The sequence below is a fragment of the uncultured Methylophaga sp. genome (assembly GCF_947259025.1).
Lineage (GTDB): Bacteria > Pseudomonadota > Gammaproteobacteria > Nitrosococcales > Methylophagaceae > Methylophaga.
This window is the reverse complement of the sequence record NZ_CAMYKO010000002.1, coordinates 107,280-131,979: the sequence shown is the minus strand read 5'-3', so window position 1 is coordinate 131,979 and position 24,700 is coordinate 107,280. Positions and strand designations below refer to the sequence as shown.

The following is a 24,700-nucleotide window of genomic DNA, read 5'->3' as shown; positions in this document are numbered from 1 at the left end:
CATTTAGGCGTGAGGAGCCACTGATGACTTTAGTCCTTGTGATAACTGTAATGAGTGCTGTGTTTCTGATCACCGGGTTGGCCGCTATGCGCTTGTTGAAAATGCATCAGCGCCAGGCAGAACAGATTCATGCACTGAAGAATCAGCTTTCAGCTTTGTGTGAGGGTGCGGCAGGCACCGATGATCGTATCCTGCGCTTTGAGCAGACGCTGAACAAACTGCGTGATCACCAGCATGCCATCGATCTGACCGCCAACAGCAGTCAGCCGTCATACGATCATGCGATAAGACTGGCGCGTAAAGGCGCGGGTATCGCGCAGTTAATTGATAACTGCAATCTCAGTGATGAGGAAGCCCACCTGATCAGCCGCCTGCACGGCCAGCGTGGTGGCAGTCAGGTTGAAATGCACTAGTTTGCGGGCCTGGACTTGATAGCGATATTGGGCTGCGGTTTACCCACCAGGTAGCCCTGGACAAAATCGACGCCATAGCTGCGCAGTAAGTCCAAGGTAGATTGCCGTTCAACAAACTCTGCTACCGTTTTTTTGCCCAGGCTGTGGGCAATATCAATCATCGATTTGACCAGTAATTGATCCACCGGGTCGTTATCCAGATCGGTGATAAAACCGCCATCTATTTTCAGAATATCAACCGGGAAATGTTTCAGGTAACTATAGGAATTGAAGCCGGCACCGAAATCATCCAGCGCAAAACGGCAACCCAGTGCACGCAGATTGACCACCATTCTTTTGGTTTTTTCATAGTTGGAGATCGCCGAGGTTTCGGTAATTTCAAACACCACCCGTGATGGGTCAATCGCCGTTTGCTTGAGTTTTTCTGCTACCAGTTGGTAAAGGTTTTCATCCAGAAACACATTAACCGACAGGTTAATTGCAAATGAGATGTCCTCGGGCATACCGCGCAACAAATCAAAGGCTCTGTCCACCACCCAGAAATCTATCTGGTGGATCAGACCCATCGCCTCGGCAACCGGGATAAACTCTTTGGGGTGATACAGCACCCCGGCCTCACCGCGCATCCTGATCAAGCACTCGTAGTGATTGACTTCACCACTGTCGAGCGCATAAATAGGCTGAAACTCCAGCATGAAACTGCCATCGCGTAACGCCGCCCGGATCCTTGGTGCCCACTCGACGCTATGGCGGAGGGTATGCATTTCGCGGTCATCCGGGTTGTAAAAATGCAGCCGGTTACGGCCCCGCTTTTTGGCGGTGAAGCAGGCCTGGTTGGCATGCGACAGAATCTCACCCACCGTCGTCACTTCATCAGGTTTAATCTGTTTGATGCCGATACTGGCTGAGAGGTGATAGTGATGGCCGTGATGTTCAAAGCTGTAGCCATCAAACAGATCTTTCAGGCCCTGTGCCTGTTTGTTGATGCTGGTTTCATCAGTGTTATCTACCAGCACTGCAAATTCATCAGAGCCTATCCGCACCAGGGTATCGTTGACCCGGAAATAGCGGCGCAGGGTATTGGCGACCTGTATCAGCAAGGTGTCACCGGCTTCATGACCCTCGGCATCATTGAGCACCTTGAAACTGTCCAGATCGATATAAAACAGCGCACTGGTGCTCATAAAATTACGCACCTGGCTGAGGCTGAGATCAAGCGCCTGCTCCAGCCGGCGACGGTTGGCAAGCCCCGTCAGATCATCATGGCTGACAGAAAACTGCAGCCTGGCCTCCATCACTTTGAGATTGGCCAGTTCATCTTCCAGATCGCGTTGTTTATGGAAACTGACATCACGTTCTCGCTTGACCGCCAGCGCCGTCATAATCGCCGGCGGCAGGGATTCAGCAGTCAAGGGGTGGTACAGCATTGAGGTGACGCCGTGACCCAGATCGGTCAGCACCTGAGCATGATCCCATTGTGATTCTTTGCACAGCCGGATAATCGGTATCAGTCGCCACTCATCAAACTGATCCATCATCAGGCGGGTGGCCACAGGATCAAAGCCGGGGAGATCATCATCGACAATCAGCAAGTCGACATCGCAGACATCGTTATAAATGCCTTCACGCAGCAGTTGCAGCACTTGATCACCATGACTGGCGGTAGTGAGACGGCTGAAGCCACTGACTTGCAGCAAGGTTTCGGTGAAAGCGGTTTCGGCGACGCGACTGCCACCGATAATGATTTTGGCATCAAGGAGATCAGCGGCAGCAGCACTGGAGGCCGGTTCGCTGACTGTCTGGTCTGCTTTTGTCAGAGACGGCAGACGTTCCTTGATTTTTGAATTCATCTGAATATCGCGCTACATCGGTAGGACCAAGATTGATATGAATTCGACGATATCGGTTTTATATATGAAAATCAACACTTAATGTGATTTTCATAATGTTTTTTATAAGGTTTCAGATGAGATAACCGGCTTTTCCAGCACAACTTTTGCCTTTCCCGGCCTCAGTCAGGCTAATTTTCCTTTTTATTTACAGGCACTTTTCCCGAAACCAGGTAAGCATAGGCAATCACTTCAGCAATTACCCGGTAAAGCATGGGCGGAATCTCTTCGCCCAGGTTGAGTTCGCTCAACAGTTCGGCCAGCAGCGCATCTTCCCTGAGTGGAATGTGGTGTTCACGGGCGATACGAAGGATCTCCTCGGCAATCTCCCCCTCGCCGCTGGCCGTGACCGTCGGCGCGTTTTCACCGTCATACTGCAGGGCAATGGCGCGTAAAATATCATCTTGCTCATTCATACCGAAATATCCAGCAAATGTTGCGCCTTAACCAGATCGGCCTCAGCCGTCAGCGGTTTGACCGGCGCCTGCCGGCAACTGAGATGACTGACATTGATATCGAGTTTCTGAAGACGGCGGTTCAAATCATCAATATGGCTCGACAGCATCGCCGCGCTGTGTTCACGCTCTGCCAGTAACACCACTTTGACATCCTGTTGATGCAGACTGATACGTGCCTGCATCGGTCCCAGGTTGCGGGTTTCCAGATTCAGCTGCACCTGCCAGATAGCGTCCTCGTCATCGGTCAATGCCGCTGAATGCTGCTCAAGCCGCATTTGCAGCATTTGTAGCTGCTGCTTGTCCTTTACCGGCAGATCGAACAGCCAGATATTATTATTGGCCGTGGTATCCGCTTCCCGCAGCATCGATAGCTGGTTGTACTGAATTCTGGCGGTCGCCGACTCGACCTCACGCAGCAAATCGCGCATGAGCTGCCATTCCATCGCCCGGATTGCGGGTTGATTCTGTGCAGCGGGCTGTTCTCTCGATGCGGCTATGAGCTGAGGATGAGTCAGTCCCTGGGACGGCGTCGCGGCGCTATTCTGACCCGGCGTGCTCTGCTGACCGGAACTAAGTCCGGCCAGCAGACTGAGCAACAATTGCATGGGTGTCTGGCCGCGGCTGGCCAGCGCCGGTGGCACCTGGGCCGGTAACTGGCTCAATTGTTGCGGTGTGCTAACTAACTGACGCAGCGCAGTCTGCACCTCTGCCGGCATTTTCTGCAGCAAAGCCGGGTTATCCAGTAGCCGGGCCGAACCGGACTGGACCAGTTCTGTTTTGAGCACCTGTGCCAATTGCAGCAGATTGGCTTTTAAATCCTGTGCTGCTGGCGCTGGATTCGCATTTCTTAGGTTGTTTTCCAGAAACAGGCCGCTGTTACCTAAAGCCTGTCGCAGGCCATCGGCACGCTGCAGGCTGCTACTATCTGCCAGCGCCTGCAATAACTGACTGGCTGCCTGTCTTACTGGCGCAGCGACTGGTGTGCTGGACGCCAATTGATTCAGGGACTGTAAGGGCTGCGTCGCTACCTGTGTGAACTGGGGCAACAATGCGCGCTGGTAGCGCTGGATCAGCTCAGCACGGGACGGGCTGTCAGTTCGTAGTCCAACCGACAACGGTTGTTCGCGCAAAACCTCCAGCGCCAGTCGCTGCCCCGGAGTGAACGTTTGCTGCAGCGCACGGATATCGACTTCGATCTGCGCCGGCAGCCGGCCTGCGGCGGCGGGCTGATTACTATTTAATAAGCGCGGCGTGACCAGTAAACGGTTTTCTGCCAGCAGCTTAACGACTTCCACAGCCACCTGCTGCCCCTGCCTGAGCAGGAGTGGAGGCAGCGCTTTATCCAGCGCTTCTGTGCTGATACGGACTACCGGGCGGCCATTTTCCACAGCACGTTCCAGTTGTACCTGCTGACCGGGCTGCAGCGCCAGACGGCTGTTCAGTTGTACAACCGTATCACCAACCTGCAAACGCACACTGTCAGCACTGGGCCGGGACAACACCGTCGCCTCTACTGGCCGCCCCTGGGACAGGCTGGCCAGCAAACGGGCCGGCACCTCACGAACCACCTCTGCCTGGGCTTGCGCTGATGAATTTATTTGCATGATCGCAACGTAAACAGTGACATGGTGCTAGTATAGCAATGGGGTGATTGCACAGAGCAATGGCAATGACAAACAAGCATCAACAGTGGTACATACGAAGTGCAGGAGAGGTGACCGGCCCGTTTAACGGCTCGGTGATCATGAATCACCTGATTGTGGGCCGGCTGAGCATGCGTGATGAAGTATCGGCTGATCAGCAACACTGGCTGCCACTGGCAGAGCAAACCACCTTACACCCCGACACCGCTGATGATGACAAAGCCAGGCGACACCTGGATGAGCGAACCGGCCAGGATCGCCGCCAGCAACAGCGCGTGCTTCCGCCCGAAGCTAAACAGCGCCGCGGCGAGAGACGCGCCGGTGAGCCGGCATCCGAGCAGGACAGACGGGCTTTGCGCTGGCAGTTGATGCAGCGCTTTCGTGAACGCCATGAACGCAATATGTGGCCCTTGCTATCGACCTTTGTATTGTTAGTGCTTATCACAATTATGGCGGTGCTGTTTCCGACTACTATCCCTACCCCGCTTCCCAACTGCGCGGCCCCAGCGGCGCCGGGCGTGAACTGGAATAACTGTCTCAAATCCCAGGCGGATCTGAGTCAGACAGATTTGAGTGGTGCCGGGCTGAGAAACAGTCAGTTGGGCGCTGCCAGCATGATGAACACACTGCTGGTCAATGCGGATCTGGCATATGCCAATCTGCGTTATGCCAATCTCAGCTATGCCGATCTGCAGGGTGCCAGCCTGTTTGGCAGTAACCTCAGTGAGGCGGATCTGTCCTACGCCGATCTGCGAGATGCCGATCTGGCTTATGCCGATCTCAGTAATGCGCGACTGGGCGGCAGTGAACTGAGTGGCGCACGACTGGATAATGCCATCTGGCTGGATGGCCGGATCTGTGCTCAGGGTTCAACTGGCGAGTGCCGCTTCTCAGAGAACTAAACCGCCTATTAGCCCAGTCTGGCTTTGAGAATATCAGTACTAATGCAAAGTGCGTGGCACGGCCAGGGTAAAGGCAGGAATATCGACTTCGAACTGTTTGCCGTCATCATCCATCATTTTGTAATGACCCTGCATCATGCCCACCGGGGTATCGAGCATGGCGGCGCTGGTATAGGTGAACTCCTGTTCCGGCGCCAGATACGGGTGCAGACCGACCACACCATCGCCCTCTACTTCCTGCTCATGGCCATCGCCACCGGTAATTTTCCAGTAGCGTGACAACAGGCGGGCAGCCGCTTCACTGTTGTTAGTAATAGTGATGGTGTAGGCAAACAGATAACGGGCTTTATCAGGATCGGACTCCTGATCGAGGTAGGTTGCTTCAACGTCAACCAGAATATGATTATTGTGTTCGCTCATGGCTCAATTATACATGGCTTTGGCTGCCAGCAAGCAGGCGCCTTGTAATCCGACATCCTCGGCCAGAATCACTTTAACCGGAATTTGCTGCATCAAATCCTGCATGCGTCCTTTGCCACAAAAAGCCCGCATAAAGCCTGACTGCTCCAGTTGCGGCAGGTTTTTAGCGGCAATACCACCGGCGATATAGAGACCAGCGCGCGGCATCAAAGTTAATGCCAGGTTTCCGGCCTGGGCGCCATAGATCTCAAAAAACAAAGCCAGGGCTTCTGACGCCAGCCTGTCTCCGCGGCGGGCATAATCACTGATAGCTTGCGCCGCATCCTGATTGACCATCGCCAGTCTGCATTCGGCATCCTCGTCCAGCTGCCGGTAATCGCGCAGGAAATTGTAGATCGTAACCAGTCCTTCGCCCGACAGCAGCCGCTCATAGGAGACATGACCGAAGCGCTCCAGCAGATTTTCCAGTAAGCGCACCTGAGTTCGGTCCAGTGGCGCAAAATCGCTGTGCCCGCCTTCGGTGGCATAGACCAGCCAGCCCGGGCCCTGTTCAATCAGGTAGGCCTGCCCCAGCCCGGTTCCAGCGCCAATCACAGCGCGGGGCCCGGCTGATTCCTGCCCTGCTTGCAGGATCAGCAGATCTTCATCCTTCAAAGCGGCAATACCGTGACCCACCGCTTCAAAATCATTGCACAGAATAACCCGGCTGATGCCATGCTGAGTCTCGAGCTCATCAGCGTGAAGCTGCCAGGGCAGATTGGTCACTCTGGCACTGCGCTCTGACACCGGCCCGGCAACTGCCAGACAGGCAATATCGATCGGATAAGCCGCATCCAGCGCTGCCAGAAAGGCTGACAGCAGCTGCCCGAAGTCGTCATAGTCACCGCTGTTAAAGCGCTGCCGCGAGACCACCTCCCCGTCTGCCCTTGTTAATTGCAACAGGGTTTTGGTCCCGCCGATATCGGCTGCGAGCAAATGCCCCATGCTTACTGCCCGGCGGCCGCCTCGTCCATAAACCAGAAGTAGTCGTTTTCTGGCGCCAGTCGCTGTACCGGCAATCCTGTGACCGCCTCACTGGTGATGTCTTTGACGATGGCAGCTTTGGCTTCGCCGGAAATAAAGACAATCACCTGACGGGCGGCATTAATGACCGGGTAGGTCATGGTGACCCGCCAGGATTCAAATTTTTCCACAAACAGACTGGTGGTCAGCGTGTCGGTGACATCCAGCGCCAGCGTTTCCGGGAATAAAGAAGCGATATGCCCATCCGGACCCAGGCCCAGCAAAAGCAAATCAAAGGGTGCGCCGTCCATCACCTCTGCCATGGTCTCGGCATATTGCTCGGCCACCGCCTGTGCATCGACGGTTTCCGTGGGCATGCGGTGCACGTTTTCGGCCGGGATAGGCACATGATCAATCAGGGCATGACGGGCCATCTTGAAGTTACTGTCATCATGGGTCGGCGGAACACAGCGTTCATCACCGAAAAACAGGTGTACGCGGGACCAGTCGATCTGCTCGGTATAAGGTGAAGTCGCCAGCTTCTGATACAGCCCTTTGGGTGTGGAACCACCAGCCAAAGCCACATAAAACACACCGCGCTTGGCAATGGCGGCGCGGGCTGTGGCGACAAAATGCTCGGCAGCCGCTTCAATCAGCTTGGCTGAATCAGGCAGGATCTTTTGTTCTGCTTTCATGTAAGTCCTCTGTTAAAGATTAAGTCAGGTAAATTGAATGCGTTTCACGAAAAGGCCGAATTAGCCAAGCTTCGTGCTTGCGTTGTCAGCATGATATATGAAAACTTACCCTAATTGAGTTTGTCTTAACACCCGCCTCCGCTCTGAACAAGGATTGCTTATGAAACCCACCCTCGCCTTTCTCACCCTATTTCTGTTGTCCCCGCTGGCTGTGGCTGATCAGCAAATGCAGCTAGGCATCGTCAATCTTGATGCCAGTGCCAGTCAGGATGTCGACAATGATGAACTGGTCACCCGCCTGCAGGTGATTGAAGATGGCCGTGACCCGGCACAGCTCACTGACTTGGTCAACCAGAAAACCGCGCTGGTGCTGGACGCCGTCAAAAACTTCAAAGATATCGAAGCCGAGACCTCCAGTTATAACACCCGCCCTATATACAAAAACGGCAACATCAGCTCCTGGCAGGTCTCACAGCAACTGACGCTGGAAACCGGTAATTTTGATCAGATGAGTCAATTCATTGCCGATATCAGCTCATTGGCTAATATCCAGGCGATGCAGTTTCAGGTCTCCGATGACAAGGCCGAACAGGTTAAACAGGACCTGTTGAAGCAGGCCATTGCCAACTTCAGGGATAAAGCCAGCCTGATTGCCAGCGAGTTTGATCGCAGTGGATATGAGCTGGTCAACCTGTCGATTGACGGTAATTATTTCAGTCCCAGACCCGTCATGGAACGCGCCGCTATGATGTCGGCCGATGTGGCCAGTAAGGGAGCGCCGGCAGCCTTAGCTGGCGGCAGCAATGAAGTCTCGGTCACGGTGCGCGGCAGTATTCAGCTCGACTTGAACTGATCGCTTTTGAGCAGGCGCGGTATCAGCGGCGCCTGCACAAAAAAGGTGAACAAGACGACGCCATAGACCATCGACTGGATCGTCCACCAGTAGTCCAACTCGGTGGGCAGCGACAACACCAGGGCCAAGGTGACAGCACCGCGCAGTCCGCCTGCCAGTAACAGCTTTTGCTCAGGCCAGCTCAGTCTTTGCGCTTTCAGCGGCCACAACAGCAGTGCGCCGCTCCACACCATCATCAGTCTGGCAGTCACCACGGCGGCGATGGCTATCAACATCGCCAGCCAGTTATCACTGAACATGCTGACGGTAATGGTGACCCCCATCAGTAAAAACATCAGCGCCTCAGCGATAAAAACATTGAGTTGCCAGAAGCTGTCGATAAACAGGGTTTGCGCCGCTTCACGCTGTACCCGGAGCTGGTGATTGAGCATCAAGCCGGTGACCAGCACAGCCATTACCCCGGATACCCCCAGCACGGTTTCTGCCAGCAAAAAAGACAGGTAGGCCAGACTCAGGGTCACGACTGCCTGTGACACATTATCGCTGAAGCGCTTGATAAGACTTGTAGCCAGCAGGCCGAACACCCCGCCTACGGCCAGTCCGCCGGCCAGTACCAGCACAAACTGCTGCAATACTGCAGCAGGGGAAAATTGCGCGGCTGGCATCAGCGCCAGTTGCAGCACAACGCTGAAAGCCACTATCGCCAGCGCATCATTGAGCAGCGACTCCCCTTCCAGCAGAATACATAGCCGCGCTGGTGCCCCCAGCCTTCGCATCGTGCCGACTACCGCGGCCGGATCGGTGGCAGCCAGTAAAACTGCGGTCAGCATCGCCGCTATCAGGGGAAATCCGCTAGCGTGCGCAATACCCAGAAACATCAGCCAGCCGCTGATAAACAGCACCAGCATCATCAACGGAAAGGCCAGCAATAACACGGGCAGCCAGTGACGACGGGCGGCCAGCGTATCAATACTCAAAGCAGCCTGAAAAATCAGCAAAGGCAGCAGCACATAGAAAATCAGGTCATGAAAACTGTGGTAGCGAATACCGGTATCAAAACCGGCGGCCACCACCAGTTCGCTGCCGACAAAGCCGAGCGCAATCAACAGGCCGGCAAAAGGCAGATGCCAGCGTTCACTCAAGGGGCGAAGCAACAGGGCCAGCAATACCAACAAAGCCAGCCACATCAGACTGGTGGCAAGGCTCATTTCAGCCAACCACTGTCAGGCTGCACAGGATCATGGCGATCTCCTCTGTTGGCGCTGTTGCCATCAGCTAATCACAGGCTGCGGCAAGCCGCAAGTCACTGCTTATTTCAGAAACAGCGGATAGGCCGGATTGTCCGTTTCTTCCCAGTAGCTGTAGCCGAGGGTGTCGAGGAAGGTCTGGAATTCTGCTTCGTAATTAGCCGGCACCTGAATACCCACCAGCACCCGGCCATAGGCCGCACCGTGGTTGCGATAATGGAACAGGCTGATATTCCAGCGCTTGCCGATACGGGTCAAAAAGCGCAGCAAGGCGCCGGGGCGTTCCGGGAATTCAAAGCGGATCAGGCGTTCATTATCCACCTGTGGCGCATGACCGCCGACCATATAACGGATATGCAGCTTGGCCATTTCATTATCGGTGAAATCGACCCAGCCATATCCGCCCTTGTCGAGCAATTCAAACAGTTGCTGACGTTCTTCATCCTTGCCGTTAATACGCACACCGACAAACACCTGGGCTTGCTGGTCATCGGCATAACGGTAATTGAATTCGGTAATGCCGCGGTCGCCCAGCATTTTGCAAAATTCCTGGAAACTGCCGGGCCGCTCATCAATTTCAGTCGCAAACAAGACCTCACGGCGTTCACCGATTTCTGCGCGTTCAGCCACATGACGCAAGCGGTCAAAATTGATATTGGCGCCGCTGTCGATGACCACCATGTGCTGATTGTGCATCGGATTATCAGCCAGGTATTTCTTCACCCCGGCCACGGCCAATGCACCGGAAGGTTCGGCGATCGAACGGGTATCTTCAAAGATATCCATAATGGCCGCGCACAGTTCATCACTGTCAACCGTGACCACTTCATCCACGGTCTCACGACAGATACGGAAAGGCTCGGCGCCAACCTGTCTGACCGCAGTGCCGTCAGCAAACAGGCCCACCTGCTCCAGTTTGACCCGCTCATCGGCATCCAGCGCGGCTTTGAGGCTGGCAGCATCAGCCGGCTCCACCGCAATGATTTTGATCTCCGGCCAGAAAGCTTTGACGTAAGCGGCAATACCAGCAATCAGACCACCGCCGCCCACCGGTACAAAAATCGCGTGCAGCGGATCCGGATGCTGACGGATGATCTCCATGGCAATGGTGCCCTGGCCGGCGATCACTTCCGGATCATCATAGGGGTGGATATAGGTACGGCCTTCTTTATCGGCAATATCGCGGGCAAAAGCGCCGGCATCATCGTAGCTGTTGCCATGCAGGCTGATTTCCGCGCCCAGCGCACGCACCGCTTCGACTTTGATCGGCGGCGTGGTTTTGGGCATGACGATAATCGCGGAAATGCCCATTTTGTGGGCCGACAAAGCCACGCCCTGGGCATGGTTACCGGCCGACGCACAGACCACGCCACGTTTTCTTTCTTCATCGCTGAGCTGGTTCATGCGGTTATATGCGCCGCGCAGCTTGAAAGAAAATACCGGCTGTAAATCCTCGCGCTTGAGCAGAATCGTGTTATCAAGTCGCTTCGACAGGCGCGGCATGACGTCCAGCGGTGTCTCCTGGGCGACATCATAGACTCTGGCCTTGAGAATTTTTTCTACGTATCCGGTTAGCATTGCCATTCCATTTCAGTCTTTATGGTTGTCCGTATCAGCATCCAGGACGCAGAACGTGACAGATTCATTATGGTTGAAGCAGACGCTTACGTTACCATTGACGCTGATTTATCTCTATAATTGCCGGGATTATTTTTAAGTCTCAAAGAACAAGAGGAAGCGTAAATGAATGCTGATGAAATGAAAAAGCAGGCGGCCTGGGCGGCCCTGGAATATATCAAGGGCGACGGGGTGGTCGGTGTGGGCACCGGTTCCACCGTCAACCACTTTATCGATGCCCTGGCCACCATCAAGGGCCGCATCGAAGGCGCGGTGTCCAGTTCTGAAGCTTCCACCCAGAAAATGAAAGACCTGGGCATTCCGGTTTTCGACCTTAATGAATGCAACGAAATAGAAGTCTATGTTGACGGCGCTGATGAGTCCAATGCCTACCTGGAACTGGTCAAAGGTGGCGGCGGCGCATTGACCCGTGAAAAGATTATTGCCGCGGCCAGCAAGCAGTTTGTTTGTATTGTCGATGCCAGCAAGCAGGTGGATATCCTGGGCAAATTCCCGCTACCCGTAGAAGTGATTCCAATGGCGCGCAGCTATGTTGCCCGTGAAATCGTCAAACTGGGCGGTCAGCCGGTCTATCGTGATGGTTATGTTACCGATAATGGCAATGTCATCCTGGACGTGCACGGCCTGGATATCATGGAGCCGATTAAACTGGAAAAAACCCTGAACGATATCGTCGGCGTGGTGACTAACGGTCTGTTTGCGATGCGCCCGGCTGATGTATTGCTGGTGGGCAGCGAAGACGGTACCCGAACCGTTCACGCAAAATAGTCATACCCTGGCAGGCCGGCCCAGTACCGGGCCGGTCCTCTTTCCTTTCTGATTTGGCGCAGTTATGTTCAGACCCCTCAGTCTCTATATCGGCTCGCGATACACACGGGCAAAACGCCGCAATCACTTTATTTCTTTTATCTCGCTGACCTCCATGCTCGGTGTGGCACTGGGTGTGGCGGCGCTGATTACCGTGTTATCGGTAATGAACGGCTTTGAAAAAGAATTAAAGGAACGCATTCTGGGCATGACTTCCCATGCCTTTATTACCGGTGCCGACGGCACCCTGGAAGACTGGGAGGGCCTGCGCGACCGTATTAAGGATCATCCGGAACTGGTGGACTCAGCGCCCTTCGTCGAAGGCCAGGCCATGCTGAGTCAGGGCAACCGGGTGCGCGGCACCATGGTGCGCGGCATTGATGTGGAGATGGAGCAAACTGTATCCAGCATTGGTGACAAGGTTGTTCAGGGCCAACTGGCGGATCTTGAGGAAGGCAGTTTTGGCATTATGCTGGGCAAGGATCTGGCGGCCGCTATGGGCGTCGTCACCGGCGATAAGATCACGCTGATTACGCCGCATGTCAGCCCCACCCCGGCTGGCATTATCCCGCGTCTGAAACGACTGACCGTTAGCGGTATTTTTGAAATCGGCATGTATGAGTACGACAGCGCACTGGCGGTCATGAATATCAATGATGCCGCCAAACTGTTCCGTATTCCCGAGCGGGTCACCGGCCTGCGGCTGGAGTTTGATGATGTGTTCAGTGCCCCGCAACTGCTGCGTGATGTAATGCAGGATGTGCCTACGCATTACCGTGGTGCCGACTGGACTTACCAGCACGCCAATTTCTTCCGCGCGCTGAAAACCGAGAAAACCGTGATGTTCGTCATCCTGATGCTAATCGTGGCGGTGGCAGCTTTCAATATTGTCTCCACCCTGGTGATGATGGTCACCGATAAACAGGCGGATATTGCGATTCTCAGAACACTGGGCATGACGCCGGGCAAAGTGATGGGCATATTTATGGTGCAGGGCACGCTCATCGGCTTGATAGGTACGGGACTTGGGGTGATAGGCGGCATACTACTGGCGCTTAATATCGAGACTTTAATCTCCAAACTGGAGAGCCTGCTGGGCTACCAGTTCCTGCCCGCCGATGTTTATTACATCAGCAGCCTGCCCTCTGACCTGCAGAGTCAGGATGTCACTATCATTGCGGTGACAGCTTTTGTACTATCCATTCTTTCTACGCTCTATCCTTCCTGGCGTGCTGCCCAGGTGAAACCGGCCGAGGCTTTACGTTATGACTGATGCGGTTCTGACATCGATCAACCTGGCTAAATCGTTTACCGATGGCGGTCTGCAAACCCATGTGCTGGACAATATCAACCTCAGCGTTCACAAGGGAGATCGGCTGGCCATTGTCGGTAGTTCCGGCTCGGGTAAAAGCACGCTGCTGCACCTTTTGGGCGGTCTGGATACACCCAGTCAAGGTCAGGTGCTGGTCAATGGTGAAGATATTCACGCACTGAATCACAAAGCTGCTAGTCGCCTGCGAAATCAGCAACTGGGCTTTGTTTACCAGTTTCATCATCTTTTACCGGAGTTTACTGCGGTGGAAAATGTCGCCATGCCACTGGTAATTGGTGGTGAGGCGCCGATACCGGCGCAGCAGAAAGCCAGTGATCTGCTGGAAAAGGTCGGGCTCGGCCACCGGCTGGAGCACAAGCCCAGTGAACTCTCCGGCGGTGAGCGCCAGCGTGCGGCGATGGCAAGGGCTTTGATCACTGAACCTGCGTGTCTGCTGGCAGACGAACCTACCGGTAATCTTGACCACCGCACCGCACAGTCAATGTTCGATCTGTTGCTGCAGCTCAATGCCGATCTGGGTACCGCGCTGGTGATCGTCACTCACGATACCGAGCTGGCGGGCAAAATGGATCGCATCATGACACTGATGGACGGCGTTTTGCAGTCAGAGTCTTGAGTTGTTTTTGTGCGGCCGGCGAATCCAGCTACGGATCACCACCAGCCGCCAGATCAGCCTGACAAACAGGATTCCCAGCAAAGCGGCGACAATGCCGCAGATCACACTACCCAGTAACAGCGGCTGCCAGATATTGAGAAACTCCTGGCTGAACCACTCCCAGGACAGACTGAAGGCATAGTGCTGCATGGGGATCTGTAGCACCCAGGCGCCGAGCTTGTAGGCATAAAAGAAAATCGGCGCCACAGTAAACGGGTTGGTGACCCAAACCGCCATTGAAGCTATCGGTAGGTTGACGCGCAGCCAGATTGCCAGCGCCGCAGCGATAAATATCTGTCCCAGAATCGGCATGAAGCCGACAAACAGGCCCAGTGCCACGCCACCGGATACCGAACGTCGGTTCAGGTGCCACAGTCTGGGTTCGGTCAGTCTTTGCCCAAACTTGCGCAGGTGTGGATGTTCACGCATCGTGTCGTGATCTGGCATGATGCGTTTTAGGAATCTACGAGGCATCGCGTCTCAGTCGCTGCAAAGTCGACAAAAATAGGGATATAAACCGGCGTCATTATAGGGACATATGATTAAAACTGCCATTGCCTTTTTGCTGGTCTGTGTGCTGTGTCTGCACCTCAGCAATCTGCCCAGCCACGGATGGCTGCTGATTTTGCTCTTGCCTGTGCTGTTCTGGTTCAGGCAACTGCTTATCGCCAGCTTTATTGTCGGCCTGTTATGGGCTGGATTTCAAGCGCAATGGCGACTTGATGATCGCCTTTCCCCCGCGCTGAGTGGTGAGGACATCACGACCACCGGCATGATCGCCTCACTTCCCGAACAGCATGAACAGGTGCTGCGTTTTAACTTTAAGCCGGACTCAGAGACCTTACCCGATAAGATTCGGCTCAGTTGGTATCACCACAACGGCAGCGCGCCCCGCGCCGGAGAACGATGGCAGTTCACGGTGCGCCTGAAACCACCCCGGGGCATGATGAACCCCGGTGGATTTGATTATGAAAAATGGCTGTTCAGTGAGGGCATCGGCGCCACCGGCTATATCCGTCAGCACAATGACAATCAGTTATTAGCCACGGCACCGGACTGGCATCTTAACCGGCTGCGGCAAAATATCATTGAACAAATCAGCCTTCTAACCCCCAATGCCACGCAATTGCCGCTTTTGCTTGGCCTGTCTACCGGACAGCGGGATGAGCTGACAGCATCACACTGGGAAGTCCTGCGCCAGACCGGCACCAGTCATTTACTGGCAATTTCCGGCCTGCATATCGGTCTCGCGGCGGCATTAGGCTTTTTCCTGTTTCGCTGGGGCTGGTCCCTGTCTTTGCATGCTTTAAGCTGGCTGCCTGCCAGACAGGCGGGGGCCATCGGTGGTTTTATTTTTGCCCTGAGTTATGCCCTGCTCGCAGGCATGGCCGTGCCAACCCAGCGGGCACTGATTATGGTGAGCACGGTAATGCTGGCCCTGTGCCTGAAACGGCCACTTTATCCCTCCCACGTCTTGGCTTTCAGCTTATTGATGGTGCTGGTCTATGATCCGATGTCGGTGCTCAGCGCCGGTTTCTGGCTGTCATTTTCTGCCGTGGCTTTAATTCTGCTGACCTGTAGCGGACGATTTCCGCCACGCCGCGGCAACTGGGCCTGGATACATCTGTGGCTGGCTGTGGGCTTGCTGCCCATGCTGGTGCTTTTCTTTGGTGAGTTTTCCTTGATCGCACCGCTCGCCAACATCCTCGCTGTCCCTATGGTCAGCCTGCTGATCGTGCCGTTGATTCTGCTGGCTATGCTGATGATGCTGTTCAGCCAGACGCTGGCGAGCTGGCTGTTAATGGCTGCCGACCTTTTGCTCAGTTGGCTCTGGCACTGGCTGAAATTGCTGGCAGCGTTACCTTTTGCCGACTGGCAACTGAGCAGTTTGCCGCTCAGCCTGAGTCTGTTGATGATGTTGCTGGTGATACTGTTATTGCTGCCGCGCGGCGTACCCGGCAAATCACTATGCCTGCTGCTGATACTGCCGATTGCCTTTTATCAACCCGCCCGCCCCGCTGAAGGCCATCTACATTTCTCTCTGCTTGATGTTGGTCAGGGCCTGGCTGCGGTGATTGAAACCCGTCGTCATACCCTGGTGTTTGATACTGGTCCCCGCTACAGCGCCCGTTTTAATACCGGTAGTGCGGTGGTAGCGCCTTTCTTGCAGAGCCGTGGCATCACCGAGGTCGATCGTCTGATCGTCAGCCACGGTGATAATGACCATATCGGCGGTGTTGAAGGCCTGAAACAGCATATTGTGGTTGCAGACATTCTGACCAGTGATCGACAGGCATTAACCGATGCCAGAATCTGTGAGGCTGGTCAGCAGTGGCAATGGGACGGGGTTCAATTCGATATTCTGCTGCCCGGTTCAAATCAGAGCGGCAGCGACAATGATCGCTCCTGCGTTTTGCAGGTGCGTGCTGATAATATCGACGTGCTGTTACCCGGCGATATCGAAAAAGACAGTGAGCAACGTCTGCTCAGGTCCTATGGTAGTAAACTGAACAGCGATATCCTGGTGGTGCCACACCATGGCAGCGCCACTTCATCAGGCATGGACTTTATCCAAGCGGTCGATCCGCATTATGCCTTGTTTGCGGTGGGCTACCGCAATCGCTATCAGTTTCCCAAAAAGCGTGTTGTGGCACGTTATCAACAACAGGGCAGCGTTATAATGCGCACTGATTATGATGGTGCTTTGCTGTTTGACGGCAGCGCTCAGCCCATTCGCTGGCGCCGGCAACGGGATCATTTATGGACAGCAGGAACTACTGAGTGACATGATTTTCACGTATGATGAGCGCTGTCATCACGGAATCAACAGAGACTGAATCATTATGCTGGAATTGTTCAAAGCAGGCGGTTGGTTGATGATACCGCTATTTATCTGTTCGGTGATCTCGATTGCGATCATTGCCGAGCGTTTCTGGAGTCTGCAGCAAAAGCGTATCGCCCCCACCGAGCTGGTCACCCAAATCTGGCAGTGGCTCAAGTTTGATCAGGTGGATCAGAGCCGCATCAAGGCGCTGCAAAACAACTCGCCACTGGGACAAATCCTGGCTGCAGGACTGATTAACCGCAACAGTTCACGTGATATTACCAAGGAAAGCATTCTGGATATCGGTCGCCATGTGACCGTAGCGCTGGAACGCAATCTTAATACCCTGGGCACCATCGCCGCTATTTCCCCGCTGATAGGTTTGCTGGGCACCGTGATCGGCATGATCAAGGTCTTTGCCGTGATTACCGCCGAAGGCGTTGGCAACCCGGAAACCCTGGCCGGTGGTATTTCTGAAGCCCTGATCACCACCGCAACCGGTCTGGTGGTGGCCATTCCCAGCCTGATTTTCTACCGCTATTTCCGCGGTAAGATCAACAAACTGGTCGTAGGGATGGAAGAGCAGGCCATGCAGCTTATAGAAATCCTGCACGGCGAACGTCAATTTGATGTCGACGAGGAAACCCGACGTGAATCTGTCACCACAACGGTCTGAGGAACCCGATGTCAATCTGACGCCGATGATTGACGTCGTTTTTCTGCTGCTACTGTTTTTTATGGTCTCCACCAGCTTTATCCGCGAAAGCTCACTCAAAGTGAACCTGCCGGAGGCGACCGGTGAAGCGATGGTAGAGCAGGAACAACCGGTCGATATCGTAATTCAGGCTGATGGCGGTTTTCTTATCAACGATCAAGCGATTCCGGTAGTCAGCAGCGAAGTCCTGCGAAATGCGCTTAAGCTGGCTGTCGGCGACCGCGAAGATCCGCATATTATTATCAGCGCCGATGCTGATGCCCAGTACCAGCATATTGTCACCGCCATGGATACCGCCCAGCAGATGGGCTACACGCGGCTGACCCTGGCCACCCGGCAAACTCAAAAAGACAACGAATGACAGATAACCATGCCGAAATGAGCGCTGTACAGTTGTACAAGCGCCTGTTGCACTATGCCAAACCGTACTGGCGGGCGTTTATCGCGGTCATCATTGCGATGGTCGTCTACTCCGCCACCGAGGCCGGGGTGGCGATGATCATGAAACCGCTGATGGATGAGGGCTTTGTCGGTCGTGATCCTGAAGTCATTCAACTGCTGCCACTGGCGATTATTGGCTTGTTTATTGTGCGCGGCCTGGCGGATTTCTTTACCACTTATGGCCTGGGCTGGATTGCCCGCAATGTCATCAAAACGCTGCGCGAGCAGATGTTTAATAAATTATTGATGCTGCCGTCGGTTTTTTACGATCACAGTACTTCAGGCCAGTTAATGTCGAAGCTACTCTATGACGTGGAGCAGGTCGCCTCTGCCGCGACCGATGCGGTACTGACCATTATCCGCGACAGTCTGACCATTATCGGGCTGCTGGCCTGGATGCTCTACCTGAGTGGCTTTCTATCGCTGTTGATTCTGATTACCGTGCCCTTTATCGCCCTGCTGGTGTATTACGTCAGCATTCGTTTTCGTCGTATCAGTAAACATATTCAGAATTCGATGGGCGATGTCAGCCATGTCTCCGGGGAAATTATCGAAGGCCATCGCGAGGTCAAGACCTTCGGTGGTCAGGATTATGAAATCAAACGTTTCGACCGGGTCAACCAGCACAATCGCCGCCAGCAGATGAAAAAGATCGCCACCGACGCTATCAGTCAGCCGCTGACCGCTTTGATTGCTGCTGTAGGCATGGCGCTGGTTATTTATATCGCTACCCTGCCGCGTATGCTGGATGAAATTACCGTGGGGGATTTTATTTCCTTTGTTACAGCGATGATGATGCTGCTGACGCCGATGAAAAGGCTGACCAAGGTCAATGCCAAACTGCAGGCCGGTATCGCGGCAGCGGAGAGCATCTTCCGACTACTCGATGAACGTCCGGAAATCGATGACGGCCCGCGCAGCATCAGCCGCGCTGAAGGCCATATCGAATACCGCGATGTCAGCTTTGCCTATAATCCAGACAAGGGCAACGTGCTGGATCGGGTGTCTTTTGAAGCCAGACCGGGGCAGACCGTGGCCTTTGTTGGTCACTCCGGCAGCGGTAAAACCACGCTGGTCAGCCTGCTGGCACGCTTCTACAACATTGATGGTGGCCAAATCCTGATCGACGGTATCAATATTAAGGAGCTCAAACTCACTGATTTGCGCCGTCAACTATCGCTGGTTAACCAGCAGGTAGTACTGTTCAATGACACCATTGCCAACAATATCAGCTATGGTCAGGCCGGTGAGGTCAATGAACAGGCGATTATCGAGGCGGCCAAGTCAGCCCACGCCTGGGACTTTATCCAGCGTCTGCCCGATGGCCTGCAAACCCAGGTCGGTGAAAACGGTGTGTTACTATCCGGCGGTCAGCGCCAGCGGCTGGCGATTGCCCGTGCGCTGCTGCGTGATGCACCGATCCTGATTCTGGATGAAGCGACCTCGGCGCTGGACAGCGAAGCCGAACGCCATATCCAGGCCGGCCTGGAAGCACTGATGCAACAACGCACTACCCTGGTCATCGCCCACCGGCTGTCGACCATTGAAAATGCTGATCTGATCGTGGTGATGCATAACGGTGAAGTGCTGGAAACTGGCACCCACAGGGAGCTGCTGGCCCGTGATAATCATTACGCCGAGTTGCACCGCCTGCAGTTCCAGGAGTAAAGATAAGGTCTATGAAATGGCTGAGCGACAGTTGGTATCAACCGCATCCGGTGCGCTGGCTGCTGCTGCCGCTGAGCCTGCTTTACCGGCTGATCATCAAACTACGCACACTGGCCTATCAGCGCGACTGGCTGACCCGCCATAAAATGCGGGTGCCGGTCATCATCGTCGGTAATATAAGCGTCGGCGGCACCGGTAAAACCCCTTTTGTTATCTGGCTCTGTGAGAAGTTGCAACGGGCCGGTTACAAACCAGGCGTTATTAGCCGCGGTTACGGTGGCCGCAGTGGCCATTACCCGCTGGATGTCAGTGCTGATACCGCAACCAGCGAAGCCGGTGACGAGCCGGTTCTCATTGCCCGCCGTACTGCTTGTCCGGTGGTGGTGGATCCGGATCGCTGCAGCGCGGCTGTTCATCTGCTCAGTCAACAGCAATGTGATGTGATTGTTTGTGATGACGGCTTGCAGCATTATGCGTTGCAACGTGATATCGAAATTGTGCTGGTCGATAGCCAGCGGCGCTTCGGTAACCGGCTGTGTCTGCCGGCCGGGCCGCTGCGGGAACCGCTTTCACGCCTGCAAAGCGTTGACTTTGTGGTTTATAACGGCGAAGCCGCCAGCCAGCGCTACCAGATGCAGCTAAACGCCGTTGAGTGGGTGAATCTGGCCGATCCGAGCCAGACCCGACCGCTGGATGCTTTTGCTGCGCAGGAAGTTCACGCTATTGCCGGCATCGGCAATCCTCAACGCTTTTTTGACCTGCTCAGCGAGCACATCAAAGTCGTGCACCCGCATGCTTTTGCCGATCATCACCGCTTTACTGCCGATGATATCCATTTTGCTGACGGCGAAGCGGTACTGATGACCGAAAAAGATGCGGTAAAATGCCAGTCATTCGCCCAGCCTCATCACTGGTATTTGCCCGTGTCGGCAACACTTGATGCCAGTCTGGCTCAGGCTATTTTGAATAAACTGAAGGATCCTGCCAATGGATAAAGCATTACTGGAAATTCTGGCCTGTCCGGCCTGCAAAAGCAGCCTGCAACTGAACAAAGATCGGCAGGAACTGATCTGCCGCGGCTGTCGTTTGGCCTATCCTGTCCGCGATGATATTCCGGTCATGCTGACCGATGAGGCACGTGAACTGGCGGCTGACGAAGAGGTATAAATGAGTTTTAAAATCGTTATTCCGGCCCGCTATGCCTCTAGCCGGCTACCGGGTAAACCGCTGCTGGATATTGCCGGCAAACCGATGATTCAGCATGTCTATGAACGCGCCACTGAAAGCGATGCGGCAGAAGTCATCATCGCCACCGATAATCAGCAAATCGCCGATGTGGCCGGTAATTTCGGCGCCGATGTCTGCATGACGGCTGACAGTCACCGTTCCGGCACTGACCGGCTGGCCGAAGTCGCCAAACAGCGTGGCTTTGCCGATAACGATATCGTACTCAATGTGCAGGGCGACGAGCCGACCCTGCCGGCCTTATTGATTAACCAGGTGGCTGCCGATCTGGCGGAATTCCCGCAGGCTGATATGGCGTCCTTATTCAGCCGTATCGAGCAGGAAAAGCAGGTGTTTGATCCCAATGTGGTCAAAGTGGTGATGGATGCCGAGGGCTTTGCCCTGTATTTCAGCCGTGCGCCGATTCCCTGGATGCGCGAGCATTTCAATAAAGACACGCCTCTACCACCGGAACTGCCGCATTACCGGCATATCGGTCTCTACGGCTACCGGGCCGGTTTTCTTAAGCATTACAGTGATTTGACACCTTGCCTGCTGGAAACCGACGAGTCATTGGAACAGCTTCGTGCCCTATTCCATGGCAAAAGGATTCATATGTCGGAAGCGCTGGTCAGCGCCGGTCATGGGGTCGATACTGAGGATGATCTTGAGGCAGCCAGAGCTTTGCTGGCCTAACTGAATCGCTGAAGCCGCTTAGTCCTGCTGGGTCGGCAGCAGCCTGTCCAGCCCAGCCGCCACCAGCTCGGCGTGTAAATTACCTTCGCCATCAAATACCGGCAGTGTATAAGTCTTGGGCACATTACGGTGACCCTCGCCATACTGGGTCGGTTGGATACTGTGATTATCTTCCAGTACCTGCAGCACCAACTCACTACCATCCAGTAATTCAATGATCTCGCAGCGATGATGATGGTAACTGACCTGCTGGCCGATTAAGGCCAGCAGATCTTCACAGGGAATATTACTGTTCCGGGGCATCAGTTGTTGCACTCGCTTCGGTTTTGGCCTTGGGTTTTCTTTCCTTGCCATTATCAACCGAAGCCAGCTTTTTTTCTACACCGGTTTGCGGCGCTTTGGGCTCAGACTTCGCAGTCTGGCTTTCAGCCGGGGCTGCCGACTGACCGCTCTGATCAGGCTTATCAGCAGATGCTGCTTTTGCCTTCTCAGTGCTTGGCTCTGCTTTCGCCTCACCCTTCTGCGCTGTGCTGTCAGCTTTATTCTGACGGCTTCTTGGCGCACGCGGCTTTTTGTTGGCACTATCCTGCTTGTCATCTGCTGCAGGCGACGCTTTGGTCTCAGCAGACTGCTTGTCCGAGGACTCGCTGTTGTTCTCCCCTGTCTCCGGTTTTTGTCTGGCATCACTGCGACGGCGGCGGTTACTGCTACCAGATGAAGAACGGCTGCGCTTAGGCTTGGATGATGGCGCTTTGTTGCCATCCACTTCGTTGCCTTTATCCTCCTTGACGACATTGCCATTTACTTCAGGTTCAGGCTGGGGGATAGCATTACCATTGACCTCAGGTTCTGGCTGCGGTGCCACATTGCCTTTTTCCTGCTCCTGACGTACTGCCTGATCCTGAGTCTCAGGCCGTGAAGAACGACGACGGCGACCACCGCGGCGTGAACGACGGCCATTACCACTACGTGGCTTACCGTTGTTGTTACTGCTGTCGTCATTATTGTCGGTTTTCTTGTTGTCAGTCGCCGGCTTTTTATCATCACCGCTCTGTTTATTATTGTTGCTATTGTCGTTACGGCGACGGGGCTTACGGCGCTCGCCATTGCCGCGACCACCACGATTGTTATTACCACCACCGCGATTCTGGGAGCGGCCGCGTTGTGGCTGTGAAGATTTTTCTTCTTTTGACGAGGTTTCCCTCTCCTCCGCCTCCGGCTTGCCGGTCAGCACATTCAGCAGGCGTTTCAGCAGGCTCGGTTTTTGTTCCTGCTCTTTATTGTCCCGCACCACAACCGGTGCCGGTGCTGCCGGTGACACGCCAGTCACTGCGGGCTGTTCCATCGCCGGTTTGTCACGCAGCACCACGGGCGTTTCCGCTTCCGGTGTGGAGATCATCTGATGACTGACTTCACTGCGTGCGTTGCCATCTTTAATGCGCTCAATATCGTAATGCGGTGTGTCCAGATGCGGGTTCGGAATCAGCACAATCTTGACGTTATGACGTTGTTCAATCGCTTCGATCTGCAGCCGCTTGTCGTTGAGAATAAAGGTCGCCACCGGCACCGGCAGTTGCACTACCAGTTGGGTGATTTTGTCCTTGGTGGCTTCTTCTTCAACCAGGCGCAGGACAGCGAGGCCCAGAGATTCAACACCGCGAACATGACCCAGACCGGCACAACGCGGGCAGATTTCCTGATGCGCTTCTCCCAAGGCCGGACGCAAACGCTGACGTGACATTTCCAGCAGACCGAATCGGGAAATACGGCCGACCTGCACGCGGGCACGGTCCGCTTTCAGGTGATCACGCAGACGGTTCTCGACTTCGCGCTGGTTACGACTGGGGCCCATATCGATAAAGTCGATCACCACCAGACCACCCAGGTCGCGCAGGCGCAATTGGCGGGCGATTTCTTCGGCCGCTTCCAGGTTGGTATTGAGCGCCGTTTCTTCGATATCCCCGCCCTTGTTGGCACGGGCCGAGTTCACGTCAATGGAGATCAGCGCTTCGGTCGGGTCAATCACCAGCGCACCGCCGGAAGGCAGGCGTACTTCATGACGGAAGGCACTCTCGATCTGGCTTTCTACCTGGTAGCGGGTAAACAGCGGCACCTTGTCCTGATACAGCTTGAACTTGCTCAGTTCATGCGGCATCACCATGCGCATAAAGTCGTAACCGGTCTGGTAGACCTCGGGCGAATCCACCAGGATTTCGCCGATATCTTTACGCAGATAGTCACGTAGCGCACGGATAATGATATTGCTTTCCTGATAGACCAGAAACGGCGCACTGCGGTCTTTGGTGGCGACATCAATCGCAGTCCACAACTGGATCAGGTATTCCAGATCCCATTGCAGTTCTTCCGGCTGTTTGCCGACACCGGCGGTGCGCACGATCATGCCCATATCATCGGGCACTTCCAGATGGCGCAGGGTTTCCTGCAGCTCAGCGCGGTCATCGCCTTCAATACGGCGTGAGATACCTCCGGCACGGGGGCTGTTAGGCATCAGAACCAGGTAACGACCGGCCAGGCTGATAAAGGTGGTCAGCGCTGCGCCCTTGTTACCGCGTTCTTCCTTCTCGATTTGTACAACCAGTTCCTGGCCGACGGAGAGCACATCCTGGACGTTGATGCGACCGCTTTTGTCATCGCTGCCGTCGCGTTTCTTGAAGTAGCTTTTGGCAATTTCCTTGAGCGGCAGAAAGCCCTGACGTTCGGAGCCGTAATCAACGAAAACAGCTTCCAGACTGGGTTCAACCCGGGTAATTTTGCCTTTGTAGATGTTGCCTTTTTTCTGTTCCCTGGAAGGGGTATCGATATCCAAATCAAACAGGCGCTGGCCGTCAACCATTGCCACACGCAACTCTTCTTCATGGGTTGCGTTAATCAAAATTCGTTTCATGCATTAACCTCAAATTTGAGGTTCCCGCATATCCTGCCGCACACCACTGATGTGGACGCTTCGGCCAACCGGGCCGTACAGAGCGACTGTGTCTGTGTTCAGTAATTAATTGTTAGTGTTATTTGCCATTCATGCACCCATCGTCAGGTCATGAGTTTCTGTTTCAGTTCAATGTCATCGCAATAGGATTTCTGCGATTATGCTGTGGCCGTGGCAACAGATTGCCTGCGGCGCTTTATTAATTACTTGTCGTCCTGTCTGTTGCGTCTTTC

The 24,700-nt window shown here is 54.5% G+C and carries 24 protein-coding genes; 13 read left to right on the top strand and 11 right to left on the bottom strand.

Annotated elements, in window-relative coordinates; translation table 11 throughout:
* Positions 1 to 23: 23 nt before the first annotated feature.
* A complete protein-coding gene (locus Q0X64_RS01795) occupies positions 24 to 413 on the top strand; it encodes a DUF2802 domain-containing protein (RefSeq protein ID WP_297808235.1) in 390 nt (129 codons plus the stop codon).
* On the opposite strand, the gene Q0X64_RS01790 is transcribed toward Q0X64_RS01795, so the two are convergent.
* From Q0X64_RS01790 to Q0X64_RS01780, 3 genes are all read right to left on the bottom strand, one after another.
* Positions 410 to 2,263 carry an EAL domain-containing protein gene (locus tag Q0X64_RS01790; protein WP_297808233.1) on the bottom strand — a complete coding sequence of 618 codons (1,854 nt, stop codon included), beginning with the start codon at positions 2,261 to 2,263 and terminating at the stop codon, positions 410 to 412. The genes Q0X64_RS01795 and Q0X64_RS01790 overlap by 4 nt on opposite strands.
* 170 nt (positions 2,264 to 2,433) lie before the next feature.
* Positions 2,434 to 2,718, bottom strand: coding sequence for an EscU/YscU/HrcU family type III secretion system export apparatus switch protein (locus Q0X64_RS01785; protein WP_297808230.1), 285 nt, complete (start codon positions 2,716 to 2,718; stop codon positions 2,434 to 2,436).
* Positions 2,715 to 4,364 carry a flagellar hook-length control protein FliK gene (locus tag Q0X64_RS01780; protein WP_297808227.1) on the bottom strand — a complete coding sequence of 550 codons (1,650 nt, stop codon included), beginning with the start codon at positions 4,362 to 4,364 and terminating at the stop codon, positions 2,715 to 2,717. Before Q0X64_RS01780 ends, Q0X64_RS01785 begins: the two co-directional genes overlap by 4 nt.
* 65 nt (positions 4,365 to 4,429) lie before the next feature.
* Between Q0X64_RS01780 and Q0X64_RS01775 the strand changes: the two genes are divergently transcribed.
* Positions 4,430 to 5,305 (top strand): pentapeptide repeat-containing protein, encoded by an 876-nt coding sequence (locus tag Q0X64_RS01775; protein ID WP_297808224.1) that lies wholly within the window; start codon positions 4,430 to 4,432, stop codon positions 5,303 to 5,305.
* A 39-nt stretch (positions 5,306 to 5,344) separates the two neighbouring features.
* Here the strand turns inward: Q0X64_RS01775 and apaG are convergent, their stop codons facing one another.
* From apaG to pgl, 3 genes are read right to left on the bottom strand one after another with little or no spacing between them, the layout of a single operon-like run.
* Positions 5,345 to 5,725, bottom strand: a complete 381-nt coding sequence (gene apaG, locus Q0X64_RS01770; RefSeq protein ID WP_297808222.1) for a Co2+/Mg2+ efflux protein ApaG — start codon at positions 5,723 to 5,725, stop codon at positions 5,345 to 5,347.
* Positions 5,726 to 5,728: 3 nt separating this feature from the next.
* Complete coding sequence (locus tag Q0X64_RS01765; RefSeq protein WP_297808219.1) at positions 5,729 to 6,709, bottom strand: glucokinase; 981 nt, start codon at positions 6,707 to 6,709, stop codon at positions 5,729 to 5,731.
* 2 nt (positions 6,710 to 6,711) lie between these two features.
* Complete coding sequence (gene pgl / locus Q0X64_RS01760; protein WP_297808216.1) at positions 6,712 to 7,422, bottom strand: 6-phosphogluconolactonase; 711 nt, start codon at positions 7,420 to 7,422, stop codon at positions 6,712 to 6,714.
* A gap of 160 nt (positions 7,423 to 7,582) precedes the next feature.
* Between pgl and Q0X64_RS01755 the strand changes: the two genes are divergently transcribed.
* Entirely contained in the window at positions 7,583 to 8,275 is a 693-nt protein-coding gene (locus Q0X64_RS01755) for an SIMPL domain-containing protein (protein ID WP_297808213.1), read from the top strand.
* On the opposite strand, the gene Q0X64_RS01750 is transcribed toward Q0X64_RS01755, so the two are convergent.
* Positions 8,257 to 9,483: a sodium:proton antiporter gene (locus Q0X64_RS01750; protein ID WP_297808210.1), complete on the bottom strand. Its 1,227-nt coding sequence runs from the start codon at positions 9,481 to 9,483 to the stop codon at positions 8,257 to 8,259. The two genes, Q0X64_RS01755 and Q0X64_RS01750, sit on opposite strands and share 19 nt — an antisense overlap.
* Positions 9,484 to 9,585: 102 nt before the next feature.
* Positions 9,586 to 11,100, bottom strand: a complete 1,515-nt coding sequence (gene ilvA, locus Q0X64_RS01745) for a threonine ammonia-lyase, biosynthetic (RefSeq protein WP_297808207.1) — start codon at positions 11,098 to 11,100, stop codon at positions 9,586 to 9,588.
* A 165-nt stretch (positions 11,101 to 11,265) separates the two neighbouring features.
* Between ilvA and rpiA the strand changes: the two genes are divergently transcribed.
* The 3 genes from rpiA to lolD all read left to right on the top strand — a co-directional run bounded on the left by rpiA (position 11,266) and on the right by lolD (position 13,916).
* On the top strand, positions 11,266 to 11,928 hold the full coding sequence (gene rpiA, locus Q0X64_RS01740; RefSeq protein ID WP_297808206.1) for a ribose-5-phosphate isomerase RpiA: 663 nt from the start codon (positions 11,266 to 11,268) through the stop codon (positions 11,926 to 11,928).
* A gap of 64 nt (positions 11,929 to 11,992) precedes the next feature.
* Positions 11,993 to 13,240 carry a lipoprotein-releasing ABC transporter permease subunit gene (locus Q0X64_RS01735; protein ID WP_297808202.1) on the top strand — a complete coding sequence of 416 codons (1,248 nt, stop codon included), beginning with the start codon at positions 11,993 to 11,995 and terminating at the stop codon, positions 13,238 to 13,240.
* A complete protein-coding gene (gene lolD / locus Q0X64_RS01730) occupies positions 13,233 to 13,916 on the top strand; it encodes a lipoprotein-releasing ABC transporter ATP-binding protein LolD (RefSeq protein ID WP_297808200.1) in 684 nt (227 codons plus the stop codon). The genes Q0X64_RS01735 and lolD overlap by 8 nt, the downstream gene beginning before the upstream one ends.
* On the opposite strand, the gene Q0X64_RS01725 is transcribed toward lolD, so the two are convergent.
* Positions 13,905 to 14,429 carry a DUF2062 domain-containing protein gene (locus Q0X64_RS01725; protein WP_297808198.1) on the bottom strand — a complete coding sequence of 175 codons (525 nt, stop codon included), beginning with the start codon at positions 14,427 to 14,429 and terminating at the stop codon, positions 13,905 to 13,907. The two genes, lolD and Q0X64_RS01725, sit on opposite strands and share 12 nt — an antisense overlap.
* A 64-nt stretch (positions 14,430 to 14,493) precedes the next feature.
* On the opposite strand from Q0X64_RS01725, the gene Q0X64_RS01720 reads away from it, so the two are divergent.
* The 7 genes from Q0X64_RS01720 to kdsB are packed head-to-tail and all read left to right on the top strand — an operon-like array spanning position 14,494 to position 21,523.
* A complete protein-coding gene (locus Q0X64_RS01720) occupies positions 14,494 to 16,740 on the top strand; it encodes a DNA internalization-related competence protein ComEC/Rec2 (protein WP_297808196.1) in 2,247 nt (748 codons plus the stop codon).
* A gap of 58 nt (positions 16,741 to 16,798) precedes the next feature.
* The gene (locus Q0X64_RS01715) at positions 16,799 to 17,455 is read left to right on the top strand and encodes a MotA/TolQ/ExbB proton channel family protein (RefSeq protein ID WP_297808193.1); all 657 of its coding nucleotides are present in this window, start codon (positions 16,799 to 16,801) and stop codon (positions 17,453 to 17,455) included.
* Positions 17,430 to 17,855: a biopolymer transporter ExbD gene (locus Q0X64_RS01710; protein WP_297808190.1), complete on the top strand. Its 426-nt coding sequence runs from the start codon at positions 17,430 to 17,432 to the stop codon at positions 17,853 to 17,855. The genes Q0X64_RS01715 and Q0X64_RS01710 overlap by 26 nt, the downstream gene beginning before the upstream one ends.
* A complete protein-coding gene (msbA, locus tag Q0X64_RS01705; protein ID WP_297808187.1) occupies positions 17,852 to 19,603 on the top strand; it encodes a lipid A export permease/ATP-binding protein MsbA in 1,752 nt (583 codons plus the stop codon). The genes Q0X64_RS01710 and msbA overlap by 4 nt, the downstream gene beginning before the upstream one ends.
* A gap of 11 nt (positions 19,604 to 19,614) precedes the next feature.
* Positions 19,615 to 20,598 carry a tetraacyldisaccharide 4'-kinase gene (lpxK, locus tag Q0X64_RS01700; RefSeq protein WP_297808184.1) on the top strand — a complete coding sequence of 328 codons (984 nt, stop codon included), beginning with the start codon at positions 19,615 to 19,617 and terminating at the stop codon, positions 20,596 to 20,598.
* Positions 20,591 to 20,770 (top strand): Trm112 family protein, encoded by a 180-nt coding sequence (locus tag Q0X64_RS01695; RefSeq protein WP_297808181.1) that lies wholly within the window; start codon positions 20,591 to 20,593, stop codon positions 20,768 to 20,770. Before lpxK ends, Q0X64_RS01695 begins: the two co-directional genes overlap by 8 nt.
* Positions 20,771 to 21,523: a 3-deoxy-manno-octulosonate cytidylyltransferase gene (gene kdsB, locus Q0X64_RS01690; RefSeq protein ID WP_297808179.1), complete on the top strand. Its 753-nt coding sequence runs from the start codon at positions 20,771 to 20,773 to the stop codon at positions 21,521 to 21,523.
* Between the two features lie 18 nt (positions 21,524 to 21,541).
* Here the strand turns inward: kdsB and Q0X64_RS01685 are convergent, their stop codons facing one another.
* Together Q0X64_RS01685 and Q0X64_RS01680 are read right to left on the bottom strand one after the other, a co-directional pair.
* Complete coding sequence (locus Q0X64_RS01685) at positions 21,542 to 21,826, bottom strand: hypothetical protein (RefSeq protein WP_297808176.1); 285 nt, start codon at positions 21,824 to 21,826, stop codon at positions 21,542 to 21,544.
* Positions 21,810 to 24,428, bottom strand: a complete 2,619-nt coding sequence (locus Q0X64_RS01680; protein ID WP_297808173.1) for an Rne/Rng family ribonuclease — start codon at positions 24,426 to 24,428, stop codon at positions 21,810 to 21,812. The genes Q0X64_RS01685 and Q0X64_RS01680 overlap by 17 nt, the downstream gene beginning before the upstream one ends.
* Between the last annotated feature and the right edge of the window lie 272 nt (positions 24,429 to 24,700).